The 19,093-nt window shown below is 41.6% G+C and carries 21 protein-coding genes; 14 read left to right on the top strand and 7 right to left on the bottom strand.

Annotation, left to right across the window (positions count from 1 at the left end):
- Nucleotides 1-34: 34 nt before the first annotated feature.
- From QOL23_RS07445 to fabK, 5 genes are read left to right on the top strand one after another with little or no spacing between them, the layout of a single operon-like run.
- The gene (locus QOL23_RS07445; RefSeq protein WP_283400961.1) at nt 35-559 is read left to right on the top strand and encodes a YceD family protein; all 525 of its coding nucleotides are present in this window, start codon (nt 35-37) and stop codon (nt 557-559) included.
- Nucleotide 560: 1 nt separating this feature from the next.
- A complete protein-coding gene (rpmF, locus tag QOL23_RS07440; protein WP_283400960.1) occupies nt 561-740 on the top strand; it encodes a 50S ribosomal protein L32 in 180 nt (59 codons plus the stop codon).
- On the top strand, nt 741-1,739 hold the full coding sequence (plsX, locus tag QOL23_RS07435) for a phosphate acyltransferase PlsX (RefSeq protein ID WP_283400959.1): 999 nt from the start codon (nt 741-743) through the stop codon (nt 1,737-1,739).
- Between the two features lie 5 nt (nt 1,740-1,744).
- Nucleotides 1,745-2,683: a beta-ketoacyl-ACP synthase III gene (locus QOL23_RS07430; RefSeq protein ID WP_283400958.1), complete on the top strand. Its 939-nt coding sequence runs from the start codon at nt 1,745-1,747 to the stop codon at nt 2,681-2,683.
- A 30-nt stretch (nt 2,684-2,713) separates the two neighbouring features.
- Entirely contained in the window at nt 2,714-3,664 is a 951-nt protein-coding gene (gene fabK / locus QOL23_RS07425) for an enoyl-[acyl-carrier-protein] reductase FabK (protein ID WP_283400957.1), read from the top strand.
- A 10-nt stretch (nt 3,665-3,674) separates the two neighbouring features.
- Here the strand turns inward: fabK and QOL23_RS07420 are convergent, their stop codons facing one another.
- On the bottom strand, nt 3,675-4,775 hold the full coding sequence (locus tag QOL23_RS07420; RefSeq protein ID WP_283400956.1) for an aminotransferase class I/II-fold pyridoxal phosphate-dependent enzyme: 1,101 nt from the start codon (nt 4,773-4,775) through the stop codon (nt 3,675-3,677).
- On the bottom strand, nt 4,766-5,356 hold the full coding sequence (locus QOL23_RS07415; protein ID WP_283400955.1) for a riboflavin synthase: 591 nt from the start codon (nt 5,354-5,356) through the stop codon (nt 4,766-4,768). Before QOL23_RS07415 ends, QOL23_RS07420 begins: the two co-directional genes overlap by 10 nt.
- 54 nt (nt 5,357-5,410) lie before the next feature.
- On the opposite strand from QOL23_RS07415, the gene QOL23_RS07410 reads away from it, so the two are divergent.
- From QOL23_RS07410 to mraY, 7 genes are read left to right on the top strand one after another with little or no spacing between them, the layout of a single operon-like run.
- Nucleotides 5,411-6,337: a Ppx/GppA phosphatase family protein gene (locus QOL23_RS07410; RefSeq protein WP_283400954.1), complete on the top strand. Its 927-nt coding sequence runs from the start codon at nt 5,411-5,413 to the stop codon at nt 6,335-6,337.
- Entirely contained in the window at nt 6,319-7,653 is a 1,335-nt protein-coding gene (locus tag QOL23_RS07405) for a UDP-glucose dehydrogenase family protein (protein WP_283400953.1), read from the top strand. Before QOL23_RS07410 ends, QOL23_RS07405 begins: the two co-directional genes overlap by 19 nt.
- Complete coding sequence (locus QOL23_RS07400) at nt 7,653-8,276, top strand: CDP-alcohol phosphatidyltransferase family protein (RefSeq protein ID WP_283400952.1); 624 nt, start codon at nt 7,653-7,655, stop codon at nt 8,274-8,276. The genes QOL23_RS07405 and QOL23_RS07400 overlap by 1 nt, the downstream gene beginning before the upstream one ends.
- A gap of 2 nt (nt 8,277-8,278) precedes the next feature.
- On the top strand, nt 8,279-8,941 hold the full coding sequence (locus tag QOL23_RS07395) for a 2,5-diamino-6-(ribosylamino)-4(3H)-pyrimidinone 5'-phosphate reductase (RefSeq protein ID WP_283400951.1): 663 nt from the start codon (nt 8,279-8,281) through the stop codon (nt 8,939-8,941).
- A gap of 3 nt (nt 8,942-8,944) precedes the next feature.
- The gene (locus tag QOL23_RS07390; protein WP_283400950.1) at nt 8,945-9,931 is read left to right on the top strand and encodes an ABC transporter permease; all 987 of its coding nucleotides are present in this window, start codon (nt 8,945-8,947) and stop codon (nt 9,929-9,931) included.
- Entirely contained in the window at nt 9,924-10,991 is a 1,068-nt protein-coding gene (locus tag QOL23_RS07385) for an ABC transporter permease (RefSeq protein ID WP_283400949.1), read from the top strand. The genes QOL23_RS07390 and QOL23_RS07385 overlap by 8 nt, the downstream gene beginning before the upstream one ends.
- A gap of 2 nt (nt 10,992-10,993) precedes the next feature.
- Nucleotides 10,994-12,070: a phospho-N-acetylmuramoyl-pentapeptide-transferase gene (gene mraY, locus QOL23_RS07380; protein ID WP_283400948.1), complete on the top strand. Its 1,077-nt coding sequence runs from the start codon at nt 10,994-10,996 to the stop codon at nt 12,068-12,070.
- Here the strand turns inward: mraY and QOL23_RS07375 are convergent.
- On the bottom strand, nt 12,063-12,362 hold the full coding sequence (locus QOL23_RS07375; RefSeq protein ID WP_283400947.1) for an ArsR/SmtB family transcription factor: 300 nt from the start codon (nt 12,360-12,362) through the stop codon (nt 12,063-12,065). The genes mraY and QOL23_RS07375 overlap by 8 nt on opposite strands.
- Before the next feature lie 72 nt (nt 12,363-12,434).
- Between QOL23_RS07375 and cysE the strand changes: the two genes are divergently transcribed.
- Nucleotides 12,435-13,085: a serine O-acetyltransferase gene (gene cysE / locus QOL23_RS07370; RefSeq protein ID WP_283400946.1), complete on the top strand. Its 651-nt coding sequence runs from the start codon at nt 12,435-12,437 to the stop codon at nt 13,083-13,085.
- Nucleotides 13,082-14,113, top strand: a complete 1,032-nt coding sequence (locus tag QOL23_RS07365; protein ID WP_283400945.1) for an SPOR domain-containing protein — start codon at nt 13,082-13,084, stop codon at nt 14,111-14,113. Before cysE ends, QOL23_RS07365 begins: the two co-directional genes overlap by 4 nt.
- 34 nt (nt 14,114-14,147) lie before the next feature.
- Here the strand turns inward: QOL23_RS07365 and ilvC are convergent, their stop codons facing one another.
- From ilvC to metG, 4 genes are read right to left on the bottom strand one after another with little or no spacing between them, the layout of a single operon-like run.
- Nucleotides 14,148-15,155, bottom strand: coding sequence for a ketol-acid reductoisomerase (ilvC, locus tag QOL23_RS07360; RefSeq protein ID WP_283400944.1), 1,008 nt, complete (start codon nt 15,153-15,155; stop codon nt 14,148-14,150).
- Nucleotides 15,156-15,169: 14 nt separating this feature from the next.
- Nucleotides 15,170-15,700 (bottom strand): acetolactate synthase small subunit, encoded by a 531-nt coding sequence (ilvN, locus tag QOL23_RS07355; protein WP_283400943.1) that lies wholly within the window; start codon nt 15,698-15,700, stop codon nt 15,170-15,172.
- Nucleotides 15,701-15,711: 11 nt separating this feature from the next.
- Complete coding sequence (gene ilvB, locus QOL23_RS07350) at nt 15,712-17,451, bottom strand: biosynthetic-type acetolactate synthase large subunit (protein ID WP_283400942.1); 1,740 nt, start codon at nt 17,449-17,451, stop codon at nt 15,712-15,714.
- A 44-nt stretch (nt 17,452-17,495) separates the two neighbouring features.
- Nucleotides 17,496-19,073: a methionine--tRNA ligase gene (metG, locus tag QOL23_RS07345; protein ID WP_283400941.1), complete on the bottom strand. Its 1,578-nt coding sequence runs from the start codon at nt 19,071-19,073 to the stop codon at nt 17,496-17,498.
- Between the last annotated feature and the right edge of the window lie 20 nt (nt 19,074-19,093).

Here is a 19,093-nt window from a genome sequence, read left to right as displayed (position 1 = left end):
AATTTCACGTCAATATTATCACAGGTGAAGAGAGATGAAGAGGAAAGTTAATCTTAACGAAGTTACTGCTAAAGAACCTGTCAAGGTAGATACTGAAATTCAGGCTTCTATTATGCATCTTCCTGAGGAGGAAGTTTCTAAAGCTTCTTCTTTCAAACTTCACATTGAGATTACTAAGAAACCTGTTGGATATAACCTCAAGGGTAACATAAAGGGTGAAGTGGAATTAACCTGCAGCAGGTGTAATGAGAAGTTTATGCATAAGATAGATAAAGATTTTGAGTATAAGTTGTTGCCTACTTCTGAAATTACGGGCGGAGAGATAAAATCTTCTGAACTTGATGTAAAATTCTCCGACTCTGACGTTCTTGACCTTGCTGAAGTAGTTGAGGAACAGATTATTCTTGATTTACCGGTTAAACCTTTATGTAGCGAGGATTGCCAATTGCCAGCTTTGGAAGAGGAAAAAGAAAAGAGTACTGAAGACGTTAAGAGTGGTGTTGATAAAAGGTGGGAGAAACTCAAAACACTTAAAGATAAACTATCAAAGGAGAAGTGAAATGGCAGTTCCAAAGAGAAAAGTTTCAAGAACGAGAAGAGACAAGAGAAGAACGCACTGGAAAGCTAAGATGCCTGCAATCTCTACGTGTCCAAACTGCCTTCAACCAAAACTTCCTCACAGAGTTTGTAAGTACTGTGGTTACTACAAAGGAGAGACAGTAATTGAGGTAGAAGAGTAAATGAGGGTGGTTCTGGATGCTATGGGGGGTGATAACGCCCCCCAAGTTCCTGTAAGGGGAGCAGTTCAGGCTGCAAAAGAGTTAGGAGTAGAGGTAATCTTAACTGGGAAGAGGGAGTTAATTGAGGATGAACTTTCTAAATATTCGTACTCCGGTAATTTAATAAAGGTGGTTGATGCTCCTGAATCCATTTCTATGGATGAGCAACCTTCAAAAGCTTTAAAGAAAAAGAATTCATCCGTTCACGTTGGTATGTCTTTAATTAAAAACAAAGAGGCAGATGCTTTTGTTAGTGCCGGGAATACCGGTGCAGTTATGGCTATTTCTGTTTTTTCTTTAGGAAGGCTTAAAGGGGTAGAAAGACCTGCAATATCAACTGTCTTACCTAATTTGAAGGGACATACTTTTCTATTAGACGTTGGTGCTAACGTTGATTGTAAACCTCATCATCTTTTGCAGTTTGCTGTAATGGGTGAGGCTTACGCTAAGTACGTTTTGGGTGATGAAAATCCCCGCATCGGTCTCCTCAACATCGGCGAGGAAGAAACCAAAGGAAACGAGTTAACGAAAGAAGCTTATAAACTTTTAAAGAAGGCTTCCGAAAAAGGGCTCAACTTTGTCGGTAACGCTGAAGGAAGGGATATCTATTCTGGCGATTTTGATGTAATTGTATGTGACGGATTTGTTGGTAACGTTGCGCTTAAACTCAGCGAGAGCCTTGCAAAAATCTTAGCTAAAATTTTGAAAGAGGAGATAGAAAACCACTTTATATCCCGCTTAGGTGCCATAACGTTGAAACCTGCGATAAAGAGCTTTAAAAAGAGGATAGACTACGCTGAGTGGGGTGGAGCGCCGCTACTTGGAGTTAAAGCGCCTGTTATAATATCTCACGGTAGTTCAAATGCCAAGGCTATCAAGAACGCTATAAAGGTGGCCTGCCAGTTTGCAGAGAGTAACCTTAACAGCTACATAGAAAAGAATATAGAGAAATACGGGTAGGGAAAATGGGAATAAGGTTAGTTTCAACCGGTTCGTATCTTCCGGAAAAAATCCTCACCAACCACGACCTTGAAGAAATGGTAGAAACTTCTGATGAGTGGATAACGACGAGGACGGGCATAAAGGAAAGGAGAATCAGCGAGAAGGAAACAACGGCAGAGTTAGCATATAAAGCCTCACTGAACATTCCTGACTTAAACCCTGAAGAGCTTGAGCTGATTCTTGTTGCTACTGCCACGCCTGATGCTTTTTTTCCCTCTACAGCCTGTAAGTTGCAGGCACTTCTTGGAAATAAAAATTCTGTAGCTTTTGACATTTCAGCTGCCTGTACCGGATTCATTTACGCCCTTTACGTAGCCGATTCAATAATGAGAACTAAAGGCGTTTCAAAGGCGCTGATTGTAGGGGCGGAGAGGTTCTCAAAGATTCTTGACTGGAGTGACAGAACTACCTGTATTCTGTTTGGAGACGGTGCCGGTGCGGTTTTGCTTGAAAAGTCGGAAGAAGAGGGGATTTTAGGATTTGACCTCGGAGCTGACGGAAGCTACGGCGATTTACTCTACGTTAACTCTGTAGGAAGTAACGAAAATCCCCCCTACCACCTCAAAATGAAAGGAAACGAGGTTTTCAAAGTAGCTGTTAGAACCATGGTTGACTCAGCTAAAAGAGTTCTTGAAAAAACCGGCGTTTCACCTGAAGAGATTTCTCTTCTTATTCCTCATCAGGCTAACGTAAGGATAATAAACGCCGTTGCCGAAAGGCTTGGAATAGATAAAAGTAAAGTTTTCGTTAACCTTGATAAATATGGCAATACAAGTGCAGCTTCCATTCCCATAGCGTTAGATGAAGCGGTGAAGAGCGGTGCTGCTAAGAAAGGAGACCTAATTCTTTTTGTTGCTTTCGGAGGAGGATTTACCTGGGGTTCTTGCCTTATAAGGTTATAATTGACCTACTGCTGAAATTGGAGGAGAGAGATGCTTAAAACGAGGGTTTGTGAGATTTTAGGGATTGAGTATCCCATACTACAGGGGGGAATGGCTTGGATAGCCGATGCAGAATTGGCAGCAGCAGTGTCAAACGCTGGCGGTCTTGGAATTATTGCCGGCGGGAACAGGAGCGCCGACGAGTTAAGGGAAGAGATTAGAAAGTGTAAGGAACTTACCGATAAGCCTTTCGGCGTTAACATAATGCTTATGATGCCAAACGCAGAAGAGATAATAAACGTCTGTCTTGAAGAAGAAGTTCCAGTTGTAACCACAGGAGCGGGAAATCCGGGTAAGTATATTCCAGCCTTCAAAGAGAAGGGAATAAAGGTGATTCCCGTTGTTGCCAGCGATGCCTTGGCTAAAAGGATGGAAAGGATAGGTGTTGACGCTGTAATAGCCGAAGGAATGGAAGCTGGAGGTCACATAGGAAAGCTAACTACTATGGTTCTTATACCTGCGATAGTAAGAGCAGTAAATATTCCCGTGATTGCTGCCGGAGGTATAGCTTTAGGTGAGCAGGCAGCGGCAGCTTTCGCTTTAGGAGCTGAAGGTATTCAGGTAGGAACGAGGTTTTTAGCTGCAAAAGAGTGCAACATCCATCCAAAATATAAAGAAAAGATACTTAAAGCGCGTTTTAATCAGGTTACGGTTACAGGAATTACCACAGGTCATCCTGTAAGACTTCTTGAAAATAAACTTACTAAAAAATTTGCAGAACTTGAGTTTTCCGGTGCACCGAAAGAAGAACTTGAAGAACTTGGAAGAGGCAGGTTAAGGCTTGCTGCTGAACAGGGCGACGTTGAGTGGGGTTCCGTAATGGCAGGTCAGGTTGTTGGCTACGTTAACAAAGAAGAAACTGCCGAAGAGATAATCAAAGATATTATGGAAGGCGCAGAGAAGAGACTGAAAGAGATGTGTAACAGATTCTTCGGGGAGTAGAACTCCCCCTCTATTTTAAGTGTTTGTAGAGTTTTTCCAATCCTTTTTCTATTTTATTTTCATCTGTGCAGTAAGAGAATCTTACAAACCTATCTGTTTCATTCTCACCAAAATCTATTCCAGGAGTTATAGCTACTCCTGCTTTTTCAAGAATTCTTGAGGTGAAAGAATAGCTATCGTTTGAAAACTTAGAGCAGTCGGCGTAGATGTAAAAAGCTCCTTCAGGTTTTACAGGAACTTTAAACCCTAACTCTTGAATGCCTTTAAGCATGAGGTTTCTTCTCTTTTCAAAAACCTTTACGTTTTCTTTGAGTTCTTCTAAAACTTCCTCGTCAAAGCACTTAAGTGCAGCAATCTGCGAAACTGTAGGTGGTGAAATTACGATGTTCTGGAGAATTGCCGTGATTTCTTTAACCATCCACTTCGGAACGATAACCCAGCCCACTCTCCATCCTGTCATGAGGAAAAACTTTGAAAATCCCCCCACCACACAACATTCTTCCGTAACTTCCAAAGCTGAAATTGCCCTCTTGCCGTAGGTTAACCCGTGGTATATCTCGTCAGAAATTAAAAAGCATTTTTCAGATAATTTCTTTATTCTTTCTCTGGAAAGAATTTTTCCCGTCGGGTTGGCAGGTGAATTAATAATCATTGCAGGGCTTTCTATTTCGTTGACAGGTATCTCAAAACCGTTTTCTGCACGAACGTCAATTTTCCTACTTTTAACTTTTAGAAAGTTGAGCATATTCTTGTAGCAGGGATATCCAGGGTCAGTATAGGCTATCTCTCCAAGTTTTTCACCTATTACTTTTAGAACTGCAAGGAGGGCAGGTGAACTTCCCGGTGTAATAATTACCTGTTCAGGAGAAGCGTTAACACCGTAAGTTTCGCAGTAATACTCTGTTATCTTTTCCTTTAGCGGCAAAATTCCCGTGCTTTCCGTGTACTTCATTTCCATTTCATTTAAAGCTTTTATTGCTTCCTTTTTAACTTTTTCTGGCACAGGCAGGTCTGGTTCGCCGACTTCAAAGTGAATAATTTCTTTCCCTTTTCTTTCTAACTCCTTTGCCTTCTCAAGTATTTCCATCACGTAAAAAGGTTTTATCTCCATGCTTCCACCATGGCTTTAACGTATTTTCCAATTATGTCAAACTCAACGTTTACCCTATCGCCTACTTTTCTTTCTTTTAGATTGGTATTTTCGTAGGTGTGCGGTATCACTGCAACAGAAAAAGTATTTCCTTTAACTTCTGCAACGGTCAGGCTTATACCGTCTATTCCAATAGAACCTTTTTCAACTACCAGCGTTCTAAAGTTGTAGGGAAGTTCAAACGTAAACCTGTAAAATCCCCCCTTTTCTCTCCTTATACCCACGACCCTTACAACCGTGTCAACGTGCCCCTGCAAGATATGTCCTCCTAACCTATCCCCTACCTTCAACGCCCTTTCAAGGTTAACGGCACTTCCCGCTTTCAGTTTTGACAGGTTGCTTCTCCTTAGCGTTTCTGGTGATACATCAAAACTTAAAAAGTTTTTCCCAATCTCTATAACGGTTAAACACACCCCGTTTACAGCTATACTGTCGCCTTCTCTGGCGTCTTCTATCACTTTTTCGCACTCTACTTTCAGTAGCGAACCGCTTTTTTCTATGCTTTTTACCTTTCCTACCTCTTCCACTAATCCTGTAAACATCTTTTTCTGCCTTTTAGTAAAATTTGCACTCAGATTATACAGCGGAGGAGTTTTTTGAGGTTAGCCACCATAGATATAGGAACAAACTCAACGCGTCTTCTGATAAGCGAATCGGATGAAAGAGGAAAAATCAAGCAGCTGTTGAAGTTAGGTAGGGTTACCCGATTAGGGAAGGGAGTTAAAAAAACGGGAAGGCTTTCAAAGGAAAGTATTGAGAAAACGATTGTTGCCCTTAAAGAGTTTAAGCAAGTAATAGAGCAGTATAAGGTAGATAAGGTTATAGTTGCAACGACAGAAGCCGCAAGGCTTGCAGAAAACGCTGATGAATTTTTAAATAGAGTAAGAGAACTTGGATTTGAAATAGAGATACTGAGCGACAAAGAAGAAGCCGAACTTGTTTTTAAAGCTAACGTTCTCTCTTTTAACGTTCATGGTAGAGCTATGACCGTTGATTTGGGGGGTGGCAGTACAGAAATCGTTTACGGAACGCCGAACAAAATTGAATACCTTGAAAGCCTGAAGTTTGGCGTTGTTACTCTGTATGAAGAGTTTTTAAAGAGCGACCCTCCCACAGAAGAAGAGCTATCCCAATTAGAATCTTTCATAAGGGAGAAACTTTTAGAAGTAAAAAAATACATTAAAGAACCCGATTTTGAAGTGTTTGCCGTTGGTGGAACGATTACATCGGTTGTAGCTATGGAAGAAGAGATGGAAGTTTACAAGCCCGAGATTGTTCACGGCTACAGAGTAACAAAGGCTATGGTAGAAAAGTGGTATAAGAAGCTTATTTCTTTAACTGAATCTGAAAGAAAGAAAGTTAAAGGTTTAGAGGAAAATCGGTCAGATGTTATCATTCCAGGTCTTGCTTTCTTTAAAGTTTTTTGTGAAGTTTTCAATAAAGAAAGTTTGACTGTCAGCGAACACGGATTACTTTACGGACTTGCACTGAAGGAGGTAGAAAAGTGTCTGAAAAAAGAATAGCCGTAATAGGAACAGGATATGTAGGGCTTGTATCAGGAGCTTGCTTTGCCTACTTGGGACACAAAGTCATAGGACTTGACATAGACGCGGAGAAAATAGAAAAACTAAAAAACGGAGAAATTCCCATATACGAACCGGGACTGGACAGAATACTCAACCAGGCAATTGAATCTGGAAACATTGAATTCACAACCGATTACGCCTACGCCGTAAAGAACTCAGACTTCATCTTCATTGCGGTAGGAACTCCCTCAAAAATAGACGGTTCAGCAGACCTATCTTACGTAAAAACTGCCTACGACAGAATTGCCGAACTTATAGATGAAAATGACTTTAAAGTTATCGTTAACAAATCCACCGTACCTGTAGGAACGGGCAGATGGGCAAAAAAATACATAGCTAACCTATTAAAAGAAAGAGGAATAAAAAATCCCGAAGAAAGATTTGAAATCGTATCCAACCCTGAATTCTTAAGAGAAGGAAAAGCAGTTGAAGACTTCATGAATCCAGACAGAGTAGTAGTAGGAGCTGACAACAGAGACGTAGCAGGAATGGTAGCCTCTCTCTACGAAAAACTCCAGCCTGCAATGCTCATAACCGACCTACCAACTGCCGAAATGATTAAATACGCCTCAAACGCCTTTTTAGCAACAAAAATTTCCTTCATAAACGAAATAGCAAACGTATGCGAAAAAGTAGGAGCTGACGTCACAGTAGTTGCAAGAGGAATGGGACTTGACCACAGAATAAGCCCTTACTTCTTAAACGCCGGTTGCGGCTTTGGCGGTAGCTGCTTCCCAAAAGACGTAAAAGCCCTAATATACACTGCTAAAGAAGTTGGAGAAGAACCTGAACTGCTAAACTCCGTAATAGATGTCAATGAAAGACAGAAGCTAAAACCTGTTGAGAAACTGCTGAAGCACATTCCTGACCTAAAAGGTAAAACAATTGCCGTTTGGGGACTTGCCTTTAAGCCAGAAACAGACGACATGAGGGAAGCACCTTCCATTCCTATTATTAAAAAGCTGTTAGAGTTGGGAGCAACGGTTAAGGCTTACGACCCTGTTGCTATTCCGAACGCTAAGGCTGTTTTTGAGCAAGAGTTAAAGGCTTACAAGGGTAAACTTCAGTTTACAGAAACAAAAGAAGAAGCGGTTCAAGATGCAGATGCGCTTTTACTGGTTACAGAATGGAATGAATTTAAAGACGTTAATTTTGATAAACTAAGAGGTAAAGTTGTGATTGACGGCAGAAACCTTTGGGAACCGTCAATCGTAAGGCAGTTCTGTAAATACGAAAGTATAGGGAGACCGTAGTGAACATAACGAGTAAGAGGGATTCGCTGAAAAAACTTTACTCGCCCTTTGGCTGGCTTTTGGCTAAAGCTAACGTATCTCCAAACGTAATAACGCTTCTTGCGGTAATAACGGGAACGTTCGCAGCCTTTCTTTACTACTCTGGGCATCCCGTTTTGGGTGCGTTTTTGTTGTTTTCATCGGGGATTTTAGACCTTTGTGATGGGTACGTAGCCGTTAACAACAGGAAGGCTACGAAGTTTGGTGCCGTTTTTGACTGGATAGCAGATAAGTGGGTTGATGGTTTTGTTTTGGGGGCTGTAGCTCTGAGGTTTGCCAACGACTGGATAGCGCTTTTAGCCGTTGTTTCAACGATGCTTCACACCTTTATAAAGCCTGTTGCCTATGCAGAGATAGGTTACTCTGAAAGAACTACCGGTAAAATTAAAGACCCTCTTGAAAATACTGGATTCTTTGGAAGACCGGAAACGTTTATCGTTCTCTTTACAGCTTCAATTCTCTATCCTTTAAACCATAGGATTTTGACCTATGCAATAGAGTTTATAGCTGTTATGACTTTCTTATCGCTTATGCACAGGCTTTACTACCTTTATAAAAAATACGGCAGAGAGTATGAGGAGTAACCATGGAAAGACCTTACGTAATGATAGTTTCAGAGGTAACAATTGATGGCAAGTTGACTCTTGCTAAGGGCGTTTCAAGTAAGGAGATAATGAAGCTTATGGACGAAGAAGCAAATAAATATTTGCATCAGATAAGAGCGGAGTGTGACGGCATTATGGTAGGTGCTAATACCGTCAGAATAGACAATCCCAACCTTACCGTTAGATACGTTGAGGGTGAAAATCCTGTCAGGATAATCCCTTCTTCTAAAGGAGATATCCCTCTTGATGCGAACGTCCTTAATACGTCTGTTGCACCTACGATAATAGCTGTAAGCGAAGCTGCTCCTAAGGAAAAGATAGAGGCATTTAAGGAAAAAGGAGCTGACGTTATCGTTGCAGGTAAGGATAAGGTGGACTTTAAGGAGCTTTTCAAAAAACTTTACGAGAAAGGCATAAAGAAGCTTATGGTTGAAGGTGGTAGCGCCGTTAACTGGGAGCTTATAAAGAACGACCTTGTTGATGAGATAAGACTTATCCACCTTCCTGTTGTTGTTGGTGGAGATGATGTTCCTTCTCTGACTTCAGGTGAAGGGTTTAAGACGCTTGATGCCGTTAAGAGATTTTCCATTAAAAGAGTGTTCCAGTGTGGTAATCAGGTAATTACAGAGTATCAGCGGCTTTAGCAGATGTTCAAGTACGTTTTAAAGCGTTTTTTTCAGATGATACCTATCATTATAGGTATGACTTTTATCTCATTTATCGTTATAAAGTTGGCGCCGGGGGATTTTTTCACCCAGCTTGAAATGAATCCTTCCATATCAAAACAGACGATAGAGGAGCTGAGAAAGATTTATGGACTTGACCAGAACGTTTTTGTTCAGTATTTCCATTGGCTTTTGAACGCTTTAAAGTTTAATTTGGGTTATTCCTTTGCCTACCATAAGCCTGTTACTGCTTTAATAGAGGAAAGGCTCCTTAATACCCTTGAGTTAACTGTTACCTCTTTTGTCCTTTCCTGGTCTATTTCTGTTCCTTTAGGGATAATTGCCGGCGTTTATAACGGGAAATTGCTGGACAGACTTATTAACTTTTTTTCCCTTTTAGGTCTTTCCGTTCCCAACTTCTTTTTAGCCTTCCTTCTTATGTTTTTTGCAGCTAAAACCGGCTGGTTTCCCATAGGTGGTGTAGTTTCTCAGGATTACGATAAGTTGTCTTTTTTTGGAAAGATACTGGATAGGCTTTGGCATATGGCGATTCCTTTAACAGTTTTAGTTATAGGTTCTGTTGCCGGTTTGCTGAGACTCGTCAGAAGTACGATAATAGAGGAACTTCAAAAGGATTACGTTAAAGTGGCAGTTGCTAAAGGATTACCATACAGAGTTGTTGTTATGAAACACGCCTTCAGGAATGCGCTTTCTCCCTTCCTTACCCTTATCGGTTTTGACATTGCGGGACTTTTATCCGGTGCTGTTTTAGTTGAGATAATAACTGCCTGGCCTGGTCTTGGCAGATTGATGTTTGAAGCAGTTATGGCACAAGACATTTTCGTTGTTATGGGTTCACTTTACATTGGCGGGATTATGCTTCTTATCGGTAATTTGATAGCGGATATACTGCTGGCGCTCAATGACCCAAGAGTTAGAGAAAGAGAAGTAGAGGGCAGGGTTGGATAGATTTTTGTCTTTTTTGAAGGGTTTATATCGGAAAAACTCTCTTGCAGCTTACTCCTTTGTCTTTCTGCTTTTCTTATATTTTATTGCTGTTTTTGCCGATTTTATAGCTCCTTACCCTTATGACGTTCAGTTCAGACATTACCCTTACCATCCTCCAACGCCCATACATTTTTTTGACAGAGAAGGGCATTTTCACCTGCGCCCCTTTGTTTACGGTCATAAGTTGGTTGACCCCGTTACCAAAACTTACACGGTTGATTATTCTAAGGTTTATCCTGTTGAATTTTTCGTTAAAGGAGAACCTCATTACCTGTTAGGGTTTATAAAAACCGATATTCACCTGTTTGGTGCTGGAAATGGCGGTCATATTTTTCTTTTCGGAACGGACAGGCTCGGCAGGGATATTTTTTCAAGGCTCGTTTACGGGACGAGGATTTCTCTTAGTGTTGGACTTATTGGTGTTGCTATCTCTTTTACTTTGGGGCTTTTTATCGGGGCAGTTGCAGGTTATTTTGGTGGGATTGTTGATAACGTTATAATGAGACTGGTTGAAATCTTGATGGCGTTTCCGGCTTTTTATTTGATGCTTGCCCTCCGCTCCATGTTTCCCGTTGATATGCCCAGTTACCTGACTTTCATAATCATTGTTGCGATTCTCTCTCTGATTGGCTGGACTGGGCTTTCAAGGGTTATCAGGGGTATGGTGCTTTCCATAAGGGAGAACGATTACGTTAAGGCTGCGAGGGTGTTAGGAGGAAGCCATCTTTACGTTATAAGGAAGCACGTTATACCTTCTACTTTATCCTATGTTATTATAGCTGCGACTTTGAGCATTCCCGGTTACATTTTAGGTGAAGCGGCGCTCAGTTTGATTGGTTTGGGTATTCAGGAACCTTACCCTTCGTGGGGTAATATGCTTTCTGAAGCCAATAACGTTTACGTGTTGTCTGCCCATCCGTGGGTTCTTTCAGCAGGTGTTGCTATTTCTCTTGTTATTATTGCGTTCAACCTGTTAGGTGATGGTTTGAGAGACTACTTTGATGTGAAGATGGAGAGGTAGTGATGTTCTATTTCCTTTTCTATAAGCTTTTAGGGATTGTCCTTTTTAAGTACATAACTTTTAGGAGCATTTATGCGTCTATAACAGCTATTGTCGTTGGTTTTTTGCTCTATCCCTGGTTTGAGGAGAAGCTGAAGAACCTCCAATTTAAACAGAAGATAAAGGAATACCTTCCCGAAACTCACAAGAAGAAAAACGTTCCAACGATGGGTGGTTTGTTAATCATTACCTCCTTAATTCTTTCCATATTTTTGTGGAATAACCTTGAGAACTTGTTTGTCTGGCTGGTCGTTTTCGTTCTGGTGTCCTTCGGAGCTATCGGTTTTGTAGATGATTATATAAAGTCTAAGAAGGGCAATCCTGAAGGTCTTTCCGAAAGAAAGAAGTTCTTCTTTCAGCTAATTTTTGCTTCTGTTGTTGCTGTTGTGCTTTATAAGACGGGATTTTCTACGGAGCTTTACTTTCCAATTTTTAAAAACCTGCATTTTAACTTAGGGTGGTTATTTATTCCTTGGGTTGTTTTTATTATCGTTGGTGCTTCTAATGCTGTTAACCTTACCGATGGGCTTGACGGTTTGGCAATAGGTCCTGTTATTACTACATCGTTTGTATTTTTAGTCTTTTCTTACGTTGCCGGTAATGCCAAGCTTTCTTCTTACCTTCACATTCCGCACGTTCCGGGTGCTGGAGAGTTGACGATAGTCTGTGCGGCTGTTATAGGTGCTTCGTTGGCATTTTTGTGGTTTAACACTTATCCTGCTGAAGTTTTTATGGGGGATGTAGGGTCGCTTTCTTTGGGAGCGTTGTTAGGGACTATTGCAGTTTTGACTAAAGAGGAGTTTATTTTGGCGATTGCAGGGGGGATTTTTGTTTTAGAAACGCTTTCTGTGATTGTTCAAAGGTTTTACTTTAAATATACTAAGCGAAAGTATGGAGAGGGGAGGAGGATTTTTAGGATGGCTCCTCTCCACCACCATTTTGAAAAGAAGGGGTGGGAGGAACCTAAGATTACTGTTAGGTTCTGGATTATTTCGGTGATGCTGGCACTTTTAGCTTTGAGTATGTTGAAGATTAGGTGATTTCTACGCCGGCGCATTTGAGGATATCAAGAACTTTTTTGTCTTTAAGGCGACACTCAGATTTAACGTTGAAACGGTCAACTTTTTCTATTATTCCCATCTCTTTTAAGATGGCTGCATGCTGGGAAAGGAGCGGTTGAGGAACGCCCAACTCTTCTCTAATTTCCTTCGGTTTTTTGGGTCTTTCCGCCAGCGAGACGATGATTCCTATTCTGATGGGGTTTGCCAGCACTTCGAAGATTCTGGCGCATTCGTTATACTTTTCGTAGCGTTTTTGGCACATTTTTTCCATTTACTGCCTCCCGAGGAGAAGTTTTTTGTGCTTGTTATATTTTAGCTAATTTTTTAAATTAAGGGAGTAGATATGTTTAATAGAATTAAAGAAGATATTAGAACAGTATTTGAAAGAGACCCGGCAGCGAGGAGTTTAATAGAAGTTTTGTTGTGTTATCCAGGTCTTCACGCTATTTGGTTTCATAGAGTTGCCCATTGGTTCTGGAATAAGAATTTGAAATTGATAGCGAGATTGATTTCTCACCTTTCCCGATGGATAACTGGAATAGAAATACATCCGGGAGCTAAAATCGGCAAAAGGTTTTTTATTGACCACGGAATGGGCGTTGTTATAGGTGAAACTACGGAGATAGGGGATGATGTGACGCTTTATCATCAGGTAACGTTAGGGGGAACGAGTACAAAAAAAGGGAAAAGGCATCCTACTATAGGTAATAACGTTGTTATAGGTGCTGGAGCTAAAGTTTTAGGACCTATCACGATTGGTGATAACTGTAAAATAGGGGCTAATTCCGTTGTTATAAAGGATGTTCCTCCAAACTCTACTGTTGTTGGTATTCCTGGTAAAGTGGTAAGAAGGGAGGGAGTAAAACCGACGAAAGTTGACCTTGAACACGGCAGGCTCCCCGACCCTGTTATGGAGTCTTTGAAGCAGATGCTTGATATAATTCACGACTTAGAGCTTGAGGTTAAGACGTTGAAGAAGGAAATAAAAAAATGACGCGGGTTTTGTTTTTAACTTTGTTTTTGTTGTGTCTTTTTGTAAACGTTTCTATTGCTGTAGTTAAGCATCCAAAGCCTGGACACCGTTACTTTACGATACAGTTTGCATCTCCTACTAAGATTGAAACGGCTAAAAAAATTTATAAAAAGCTGAAAGAGGTGCCTTTTCTAAGGATTGTAAAAGCGGATGGGCATTATAGGGTGAGGGGGGGATTTTTTTCATCACTCAAAGAAGCTGAAGAATTTATAAACTCTCATGAAAAGCTTAAAAAATCCCCTCACTACATCACCCTCACCGTTTACGACCCATCTGTGGTTGTTTACGGCTTTGGCAGTTCTAATTCCACAGAAGAGAAAGTTTCTTCTAATGCTACACAAATTTCAGCACTTAGTTCAGAAGTTGTTAAACTTCCTATTCCTGAGGAAAATGAAAGTGCTTCTTTAAATTCTACAAATACTACCAGCAGTAATGCTACTAATAACATTACAGAGAATACTACAAGTAATGTTACTGCTACTGTTTCAGAAAACAACGTTGTGAAAGTAGAAAATGAAACCAATGTAAGAACCAATGCTACTGTTTTTTCTCTATCAAAGGAACAGGAAAAAGAGTTTTTACCGCCTAAAGTTAAAGAAAAACCTTCTGTGAAAAAGCGTGGTAAGAAAACCTTTTACTACTATTACGTTTTGCTTGTTTTAGGGGCGGTATTTTTACTTTTGGTTCTGTTTTTGGCTAAAAGAAGAAAAAGTGGTGGGGTGGATTTTGAAGTTTATATAGGAAAGCTTTTAGAAGAAGAGGATTACGACAAAATAATAGAAGTTTTAGTTCCCTACCTTAAAAGAGAACCAGAAGACACGTTTGCTCTGAAAGCTCTTGCAGAAGCCATGGAAAAGAAGGGAAGAATCCTTGAGACAGTTGCTCTTTACAGAGAATTGGCAGAAGTTCTCAGGAAAAAAGATTTTGTCGTTTTAGCTGAAGAATTTGAAAAGAAGGCAGAAAAACTATCTGAAGAAGCTTTTAAGTAGGAGGGAAACCCTCCCGAGCGGGAGGGTAAAGAGATTACTTGAGCTCTTTCTTCTGCTCTTTCAGGAAGGGCATCATTTCTCTTAATTTTTTACCAACCTTTTCAATCGGATGTTCTGCTTCCATCTTTCTGTGGGCGTTAAGAACTGGGTAGTTAGCCTGAGCTTCAAGCACAAACTCTCTTGCAAATTCGCCCGTTTGAATTTCTTTAAGTATCTTCTTCATGTTTTCCTTAACTCTTTCATCTATAACTCTTGGACCTCTCGTGTAATCTCCATACTCGGCAGTATCAGAAATGGAATATCTCATTCCTGCAAGTCCGTGCTGATAGATGAGGTCAACGATAAGCTTTAATTCGTGGAGGCACTCAAAGTAAGCAACTTCAGGCTGATAGCCAGCTTCTATTAAAGTTTCAAATCCTGCCTTGATGAGTGCGGATACGCCACCGCAGAGAACCACCTGCTCACCGAATAGGTCTGTTTCTGTTTCTTCCTTGAACGTTGTTTCAATAACGCCAGCTCTCGTTGCGCCGATTCCTTTCGCGTATGCTAAAGCTACGTCTTTTGCCTTACCTGTTGCGTCCTGGTGAACGGCAACCAATGCGGGAACGCCTGCGCCTTCTAAGTAAGTCCACCTTACCAAGTGTCCTGGACCTTTAGGAGCTACCATGAAAACGTCAACATCGGCCGGTGGAACTATCTGGTTGAAGTGGATGTTAAATCCGTGAGCGAAAGCTAAAGCCATTCCAGGCTCAAGGTTTGGTTTTACAGCATCCTCGTAAACCTTCTTTTGAACAGGGTCAGGAAGGAGAAACATAACGATGTCGGCTTTTTTCGTTGCTTCGTCAGGTGGTAGAACTTCAAAGCCATCAGCTTTTGCCTTCTCAAAAGACCTTCCAGGTCTTAAACCTATGATTACGTTTACTCCGCTGTCTCTCAAGTTAAGAGCGTGAGCGTGTCCCTGGCTTCCATAACCTAAGATTGCCACTGTTTTGTCTTTAATGAATTCCAGGCTTGCATCCTGGTCGTAGTAAACTTTTGCCATTTGAACCTCCGTTATTAGAATTCTCTTTTATCGCTAAAAGTATCACCCTGAAGGGCTCTAACCATTGCAACCCTGCCGGTTCTCGCCATTTCTCTGATTCCTAAAGGTTTTATCAGCTCCAAAAATGCGTCAACCTGTGCTTCATCACCGGTTAGCTCTATTGTGTAGGTATCGTGGGAAATGTCAACTATTTGTGCGCCAAATATTTCAACTAACCTTTTTGCTTCTTCCTTCTTTTCGTTTGAGTCAACGTTTATCCTTACAACCAAGAGTTCTCTGTCCAACTTCTTTTTGTCAGTTAAGTCTCTTACTTTGAACACATCAATTATTCTTCTTAACTGCTTGACTATCTGTTCTATCGTGTGTTCGTCGCCTTTGGCTACCATCGTTATTCTTGAGATGCTCGGGTCTTCTGTGTGTCCTACGTTTAAACTTTCTATGTTGTAACCTCTGGAGCTAAAAAGCTCTATTATTCTTGCCAGTGCACCTGGTTGGTTTTCTACCAGCACGCTGATAACGTGCTTTCTATGCTGGGGTCTTTCCATCACTGCCCTCTCTACACTGCCTTTTTAGCCTTTTTCTTTCCGTATGAGGGAAGAATCATCTCGTGGAGCGCACCGCCCGGTGGAACCATCGGGAATACGTCTTCTTCCCTGTCAACGACGAAATCTATTACAACGGGTCTGTCATTTATAAGCATCGCTTCTTTTAGAACTGTTTCAACGTCCTGCGGTTTCTCTACTCGGAACCCTACACCACCCATTGCTTCGGTGAGTTTGACAAAATCTGGTTGAACGTCCATGTGGACTTGAGAGTAGTTCTTGTCGTAGAAAATCCCCTGCCACTGCCTAACCATTCCTAAAAATCCGTTGTTCAAAATCGCAACCTTTATCGGAACGTTGTGCTGAACGGCAGTTACTATTTCCTGCATGTTCATCTGGAACGAACCGTCACCGGAGATGCAGAATACCGTTTTGTCCGGTCTTCCTATCTTTGCGCCAATTGCAGCAGGAACGCCAAATCCCATTGTTCCCAAACCGCCGGAAGTAACTAACTGACGAGGAAACTTAAACCTGTAATACTGAGCAACCCACATCTGGTGCTGTCCAACGTCTGTAGTTATTATCGCTTCACCTTTTGTCACTTCATAAATTTTCTGGATAACAAACTGAGGCTTTATAGAAACTTCGCTTGGCTCATACCACAGCGGATACCTGTCAGCCCAACTTCTTACCTTTAATATCCACTTCTCCCTTACCGCGTAGAACTCTCTGTTTTTGGCAACCTGCTTTTCTACTTCAGGTAGAAGCTCCTCTAAAACTAACTTAGCATCTCCAACTATCGGTATGTCAACGGCTTTGTTTTTTCCGATTTCTGCGCTGTCAATGTCAATGTGGATAACCTTTGCGTTTGGTGCAAAGTCGGCTAATCTACCCGTTACTCTATCGTCAAAGCGCGCACCCACGGCTATTAGAAGGTCACACTCCGTAACTGCCATATTGGCGGCGTAGGTGCCGTGCATTCCCAACATTCCTAAAAAGAACGGGTGATTGCCGGGAACTGCCGTTAATCCCATCAACGTTGCGGTCATGGGAATGTTTGCAACTTCGGCAAGCTTCACTACAAGGTCTGCTGCACCGGAAGATACGACGCCCCCGCCGATATAAAGAACCGGTCTTTCAGAAGAAGCTATTGCCTTTGCAGCCTTTTTAATCTGTCCGGGATGTCCCTTTAAAACTGGTTTGTAGCTTCTTATCTGAACCGGCGACTTGTATTCTTCTTCAAAGAAGTCTGCAATTTCTCTTGTAACGTCTTTTGGAAGGTCAACTAAAACAACGCCCGGCCTTCCTGTTTTTGCTATGTAAAATGCCTTTTTAACCGTATCTGCTAAGTCTTTTACATCCTTTACCAAAAAGTTGTGCTTTGTAATAGGGCGCGTTATTCCTACCGTATCAACTTCCTGGAATGCATCGTTTCCTATCATAAAAGTCGGGACGTTACCTGTAAACGCAACAACAGGAACAGAATCTATCTGTGCCGTTGCCAATCCCGTTACTAAGTTCGTTGCTCCCGGACCTGAAGTTGCAAAGCATACGCCTACTTTTCCTGTAACTCTTGCGTATCCGTCTGCTGCGTGGGCTGCCCCCTGTTCGTGTCTTGTTAAGTAGTGCTTTATCGGTGAAAATGGCAATCTATCGTAAATGTCAAGGACTGCTCCACCGGGATAACCGAATATCTTGTCGACTCCCTCTAACTCCAGTGCTCTCAGGAGAATTTCAGCTCCGGAAAGTTTCATTAGATTCCTCCTGCACGCTTGTAAATGGAAATATTAACACAAAACTACTTTCCTTTCTTAGTCTTTGCTACTGTAACTTCGCCCGTTTCTGGGTTGTATTCCACCCTTGGGAACAGGATGCCTCCCTTTTCTACTTCTGCTCCGGGCTTCATTCCTCCCCAGCTTTCAAACTCGTCAACCCTTAACTCTTCAGCCTTTTTCGGTAGTTTCAGCAGTTCTGCCATCTTTTCAGCCGAAGACGGCATAAACGGGAATGTAAAAGCCGTAATGAACCTTAACGCCTCCACCATGTTGTAGAGGACTCTATCTAATTCCTCTTTTCCTTCTTTGTTTAAGGACCAGGGCGCCTGTCTGTCTATGTAAAAGTTAACGAACGATACAAACTGCCAGATTTCGTCTAACGCTTTTGTCAGTTCTGCCTTCGGAATTAGCTCTTTGATGTTTCGTAGGGTTGCTGCTGCCTTGTTTTTGAGTTTCACGTCTAACTCGTTTTCTTCACCTTTTGGTTCCGGAACGATGCTCTTTTTATACTTTTTGAGCATTGAAAGCGTTCTGTTAAAGAGGTTTCCAAGGTCGTTTGCTAACTCCCCGTTTATCCTTGAAACAAGCTTTTCGTATGAAAAATCCCCATCCAGCCCAAAACTAACCTCTCTGAACAGGAAAAACCTCAACTGGTCAACGCCGAACTTTTCTATTACCTCAAACGGGTCAACGACGTTTCCTTTGGATTTGCTCATCTTTTCGCCGTTTACCGTCCACCAGCCGTGCGCGAAAACCCTTTTGGGAATTTCTAAACCTGCCGACATTAAGAATGCGGGCCAATAAACGGTGTGAAACCTTAGAATGTCTTTTCCTACAAGGTGCAGGTCTGCAGGCCAGTATCTTTTCAGGCGCTCTTCGTCGTCTGGATAGCCTACTGCCGTTAGGTAGTTTGTGAGGGCGTCAAACCACACGTAAATCACGTGCTTTTCGTTTATGGGAACGGGTATTCCCCAGGTGAAGCTGGTTCTGCTTATTGAAAGGTCTTTGAGTCCCTGTTTTACGAAATTTATTATCTCGTTTCTGCGGAATTCGGGGGCGATGAAGTGGGGATTTTTTTCGTAAAGCTCTAAAAGTCTGTCCTGATACTTGGACAGCCTGAAAAAGTAGCTCTCTTCCTTTACTCTTGTAACTTCCCTTTTACATAGAGGGCAGAGTTTCCCATCAATTAAATCCTTTTCCGTGTAGTAGGTTTCACACGGAATACAATACCAGCCCTCGTATTCACCTAAGTATATGTCGCCGTTTTCGTAGCACTTCATAAAGATGTGTTGAACGGCTTTTACGTGTTCTGGCTCTGTCGTTCTGATAAATCTATCGTATGAGATGTTTAGCTTTTCCCACAGGTTTTTAAACGTTGGAACAAGTGAGTCCACAAACTCTTTCGGTGACATTCCTTTCTTTTCTGCTGCCTGCTGGATTTTCTGACCGTGCTCGTCCGTTCCCGTTAGAAAGAAAACGTCTTTTCCCAAAAATCTATTGAACCTTGCGATAATATCTGCTGCAACGGTTGTGTAGGCGTGTCCTATGTGAGGTTTATCGTTAACGTAGTATATAGGCGTGGTAACGTAAAATTTTTCCAACTTTGCCTCCTGATTTAGTT

The organism is Desulfurobacterium pacificum, assembly GCF_900182835.1.
In the GTDB taxonomy this organism is placed as follows: Bacteria; Aquificota; Aquificia; order Desulfurobacteriales; family Desulfurobacteriaceae; genus Desulfurobacterium_B; species Desulfurobacterium_B pacificum.
The sequence above is the reverse complement of the archived record's forward strand: the minus strand, read 5'-3'. Positions and strand labels throughout refer to the sequence as shown.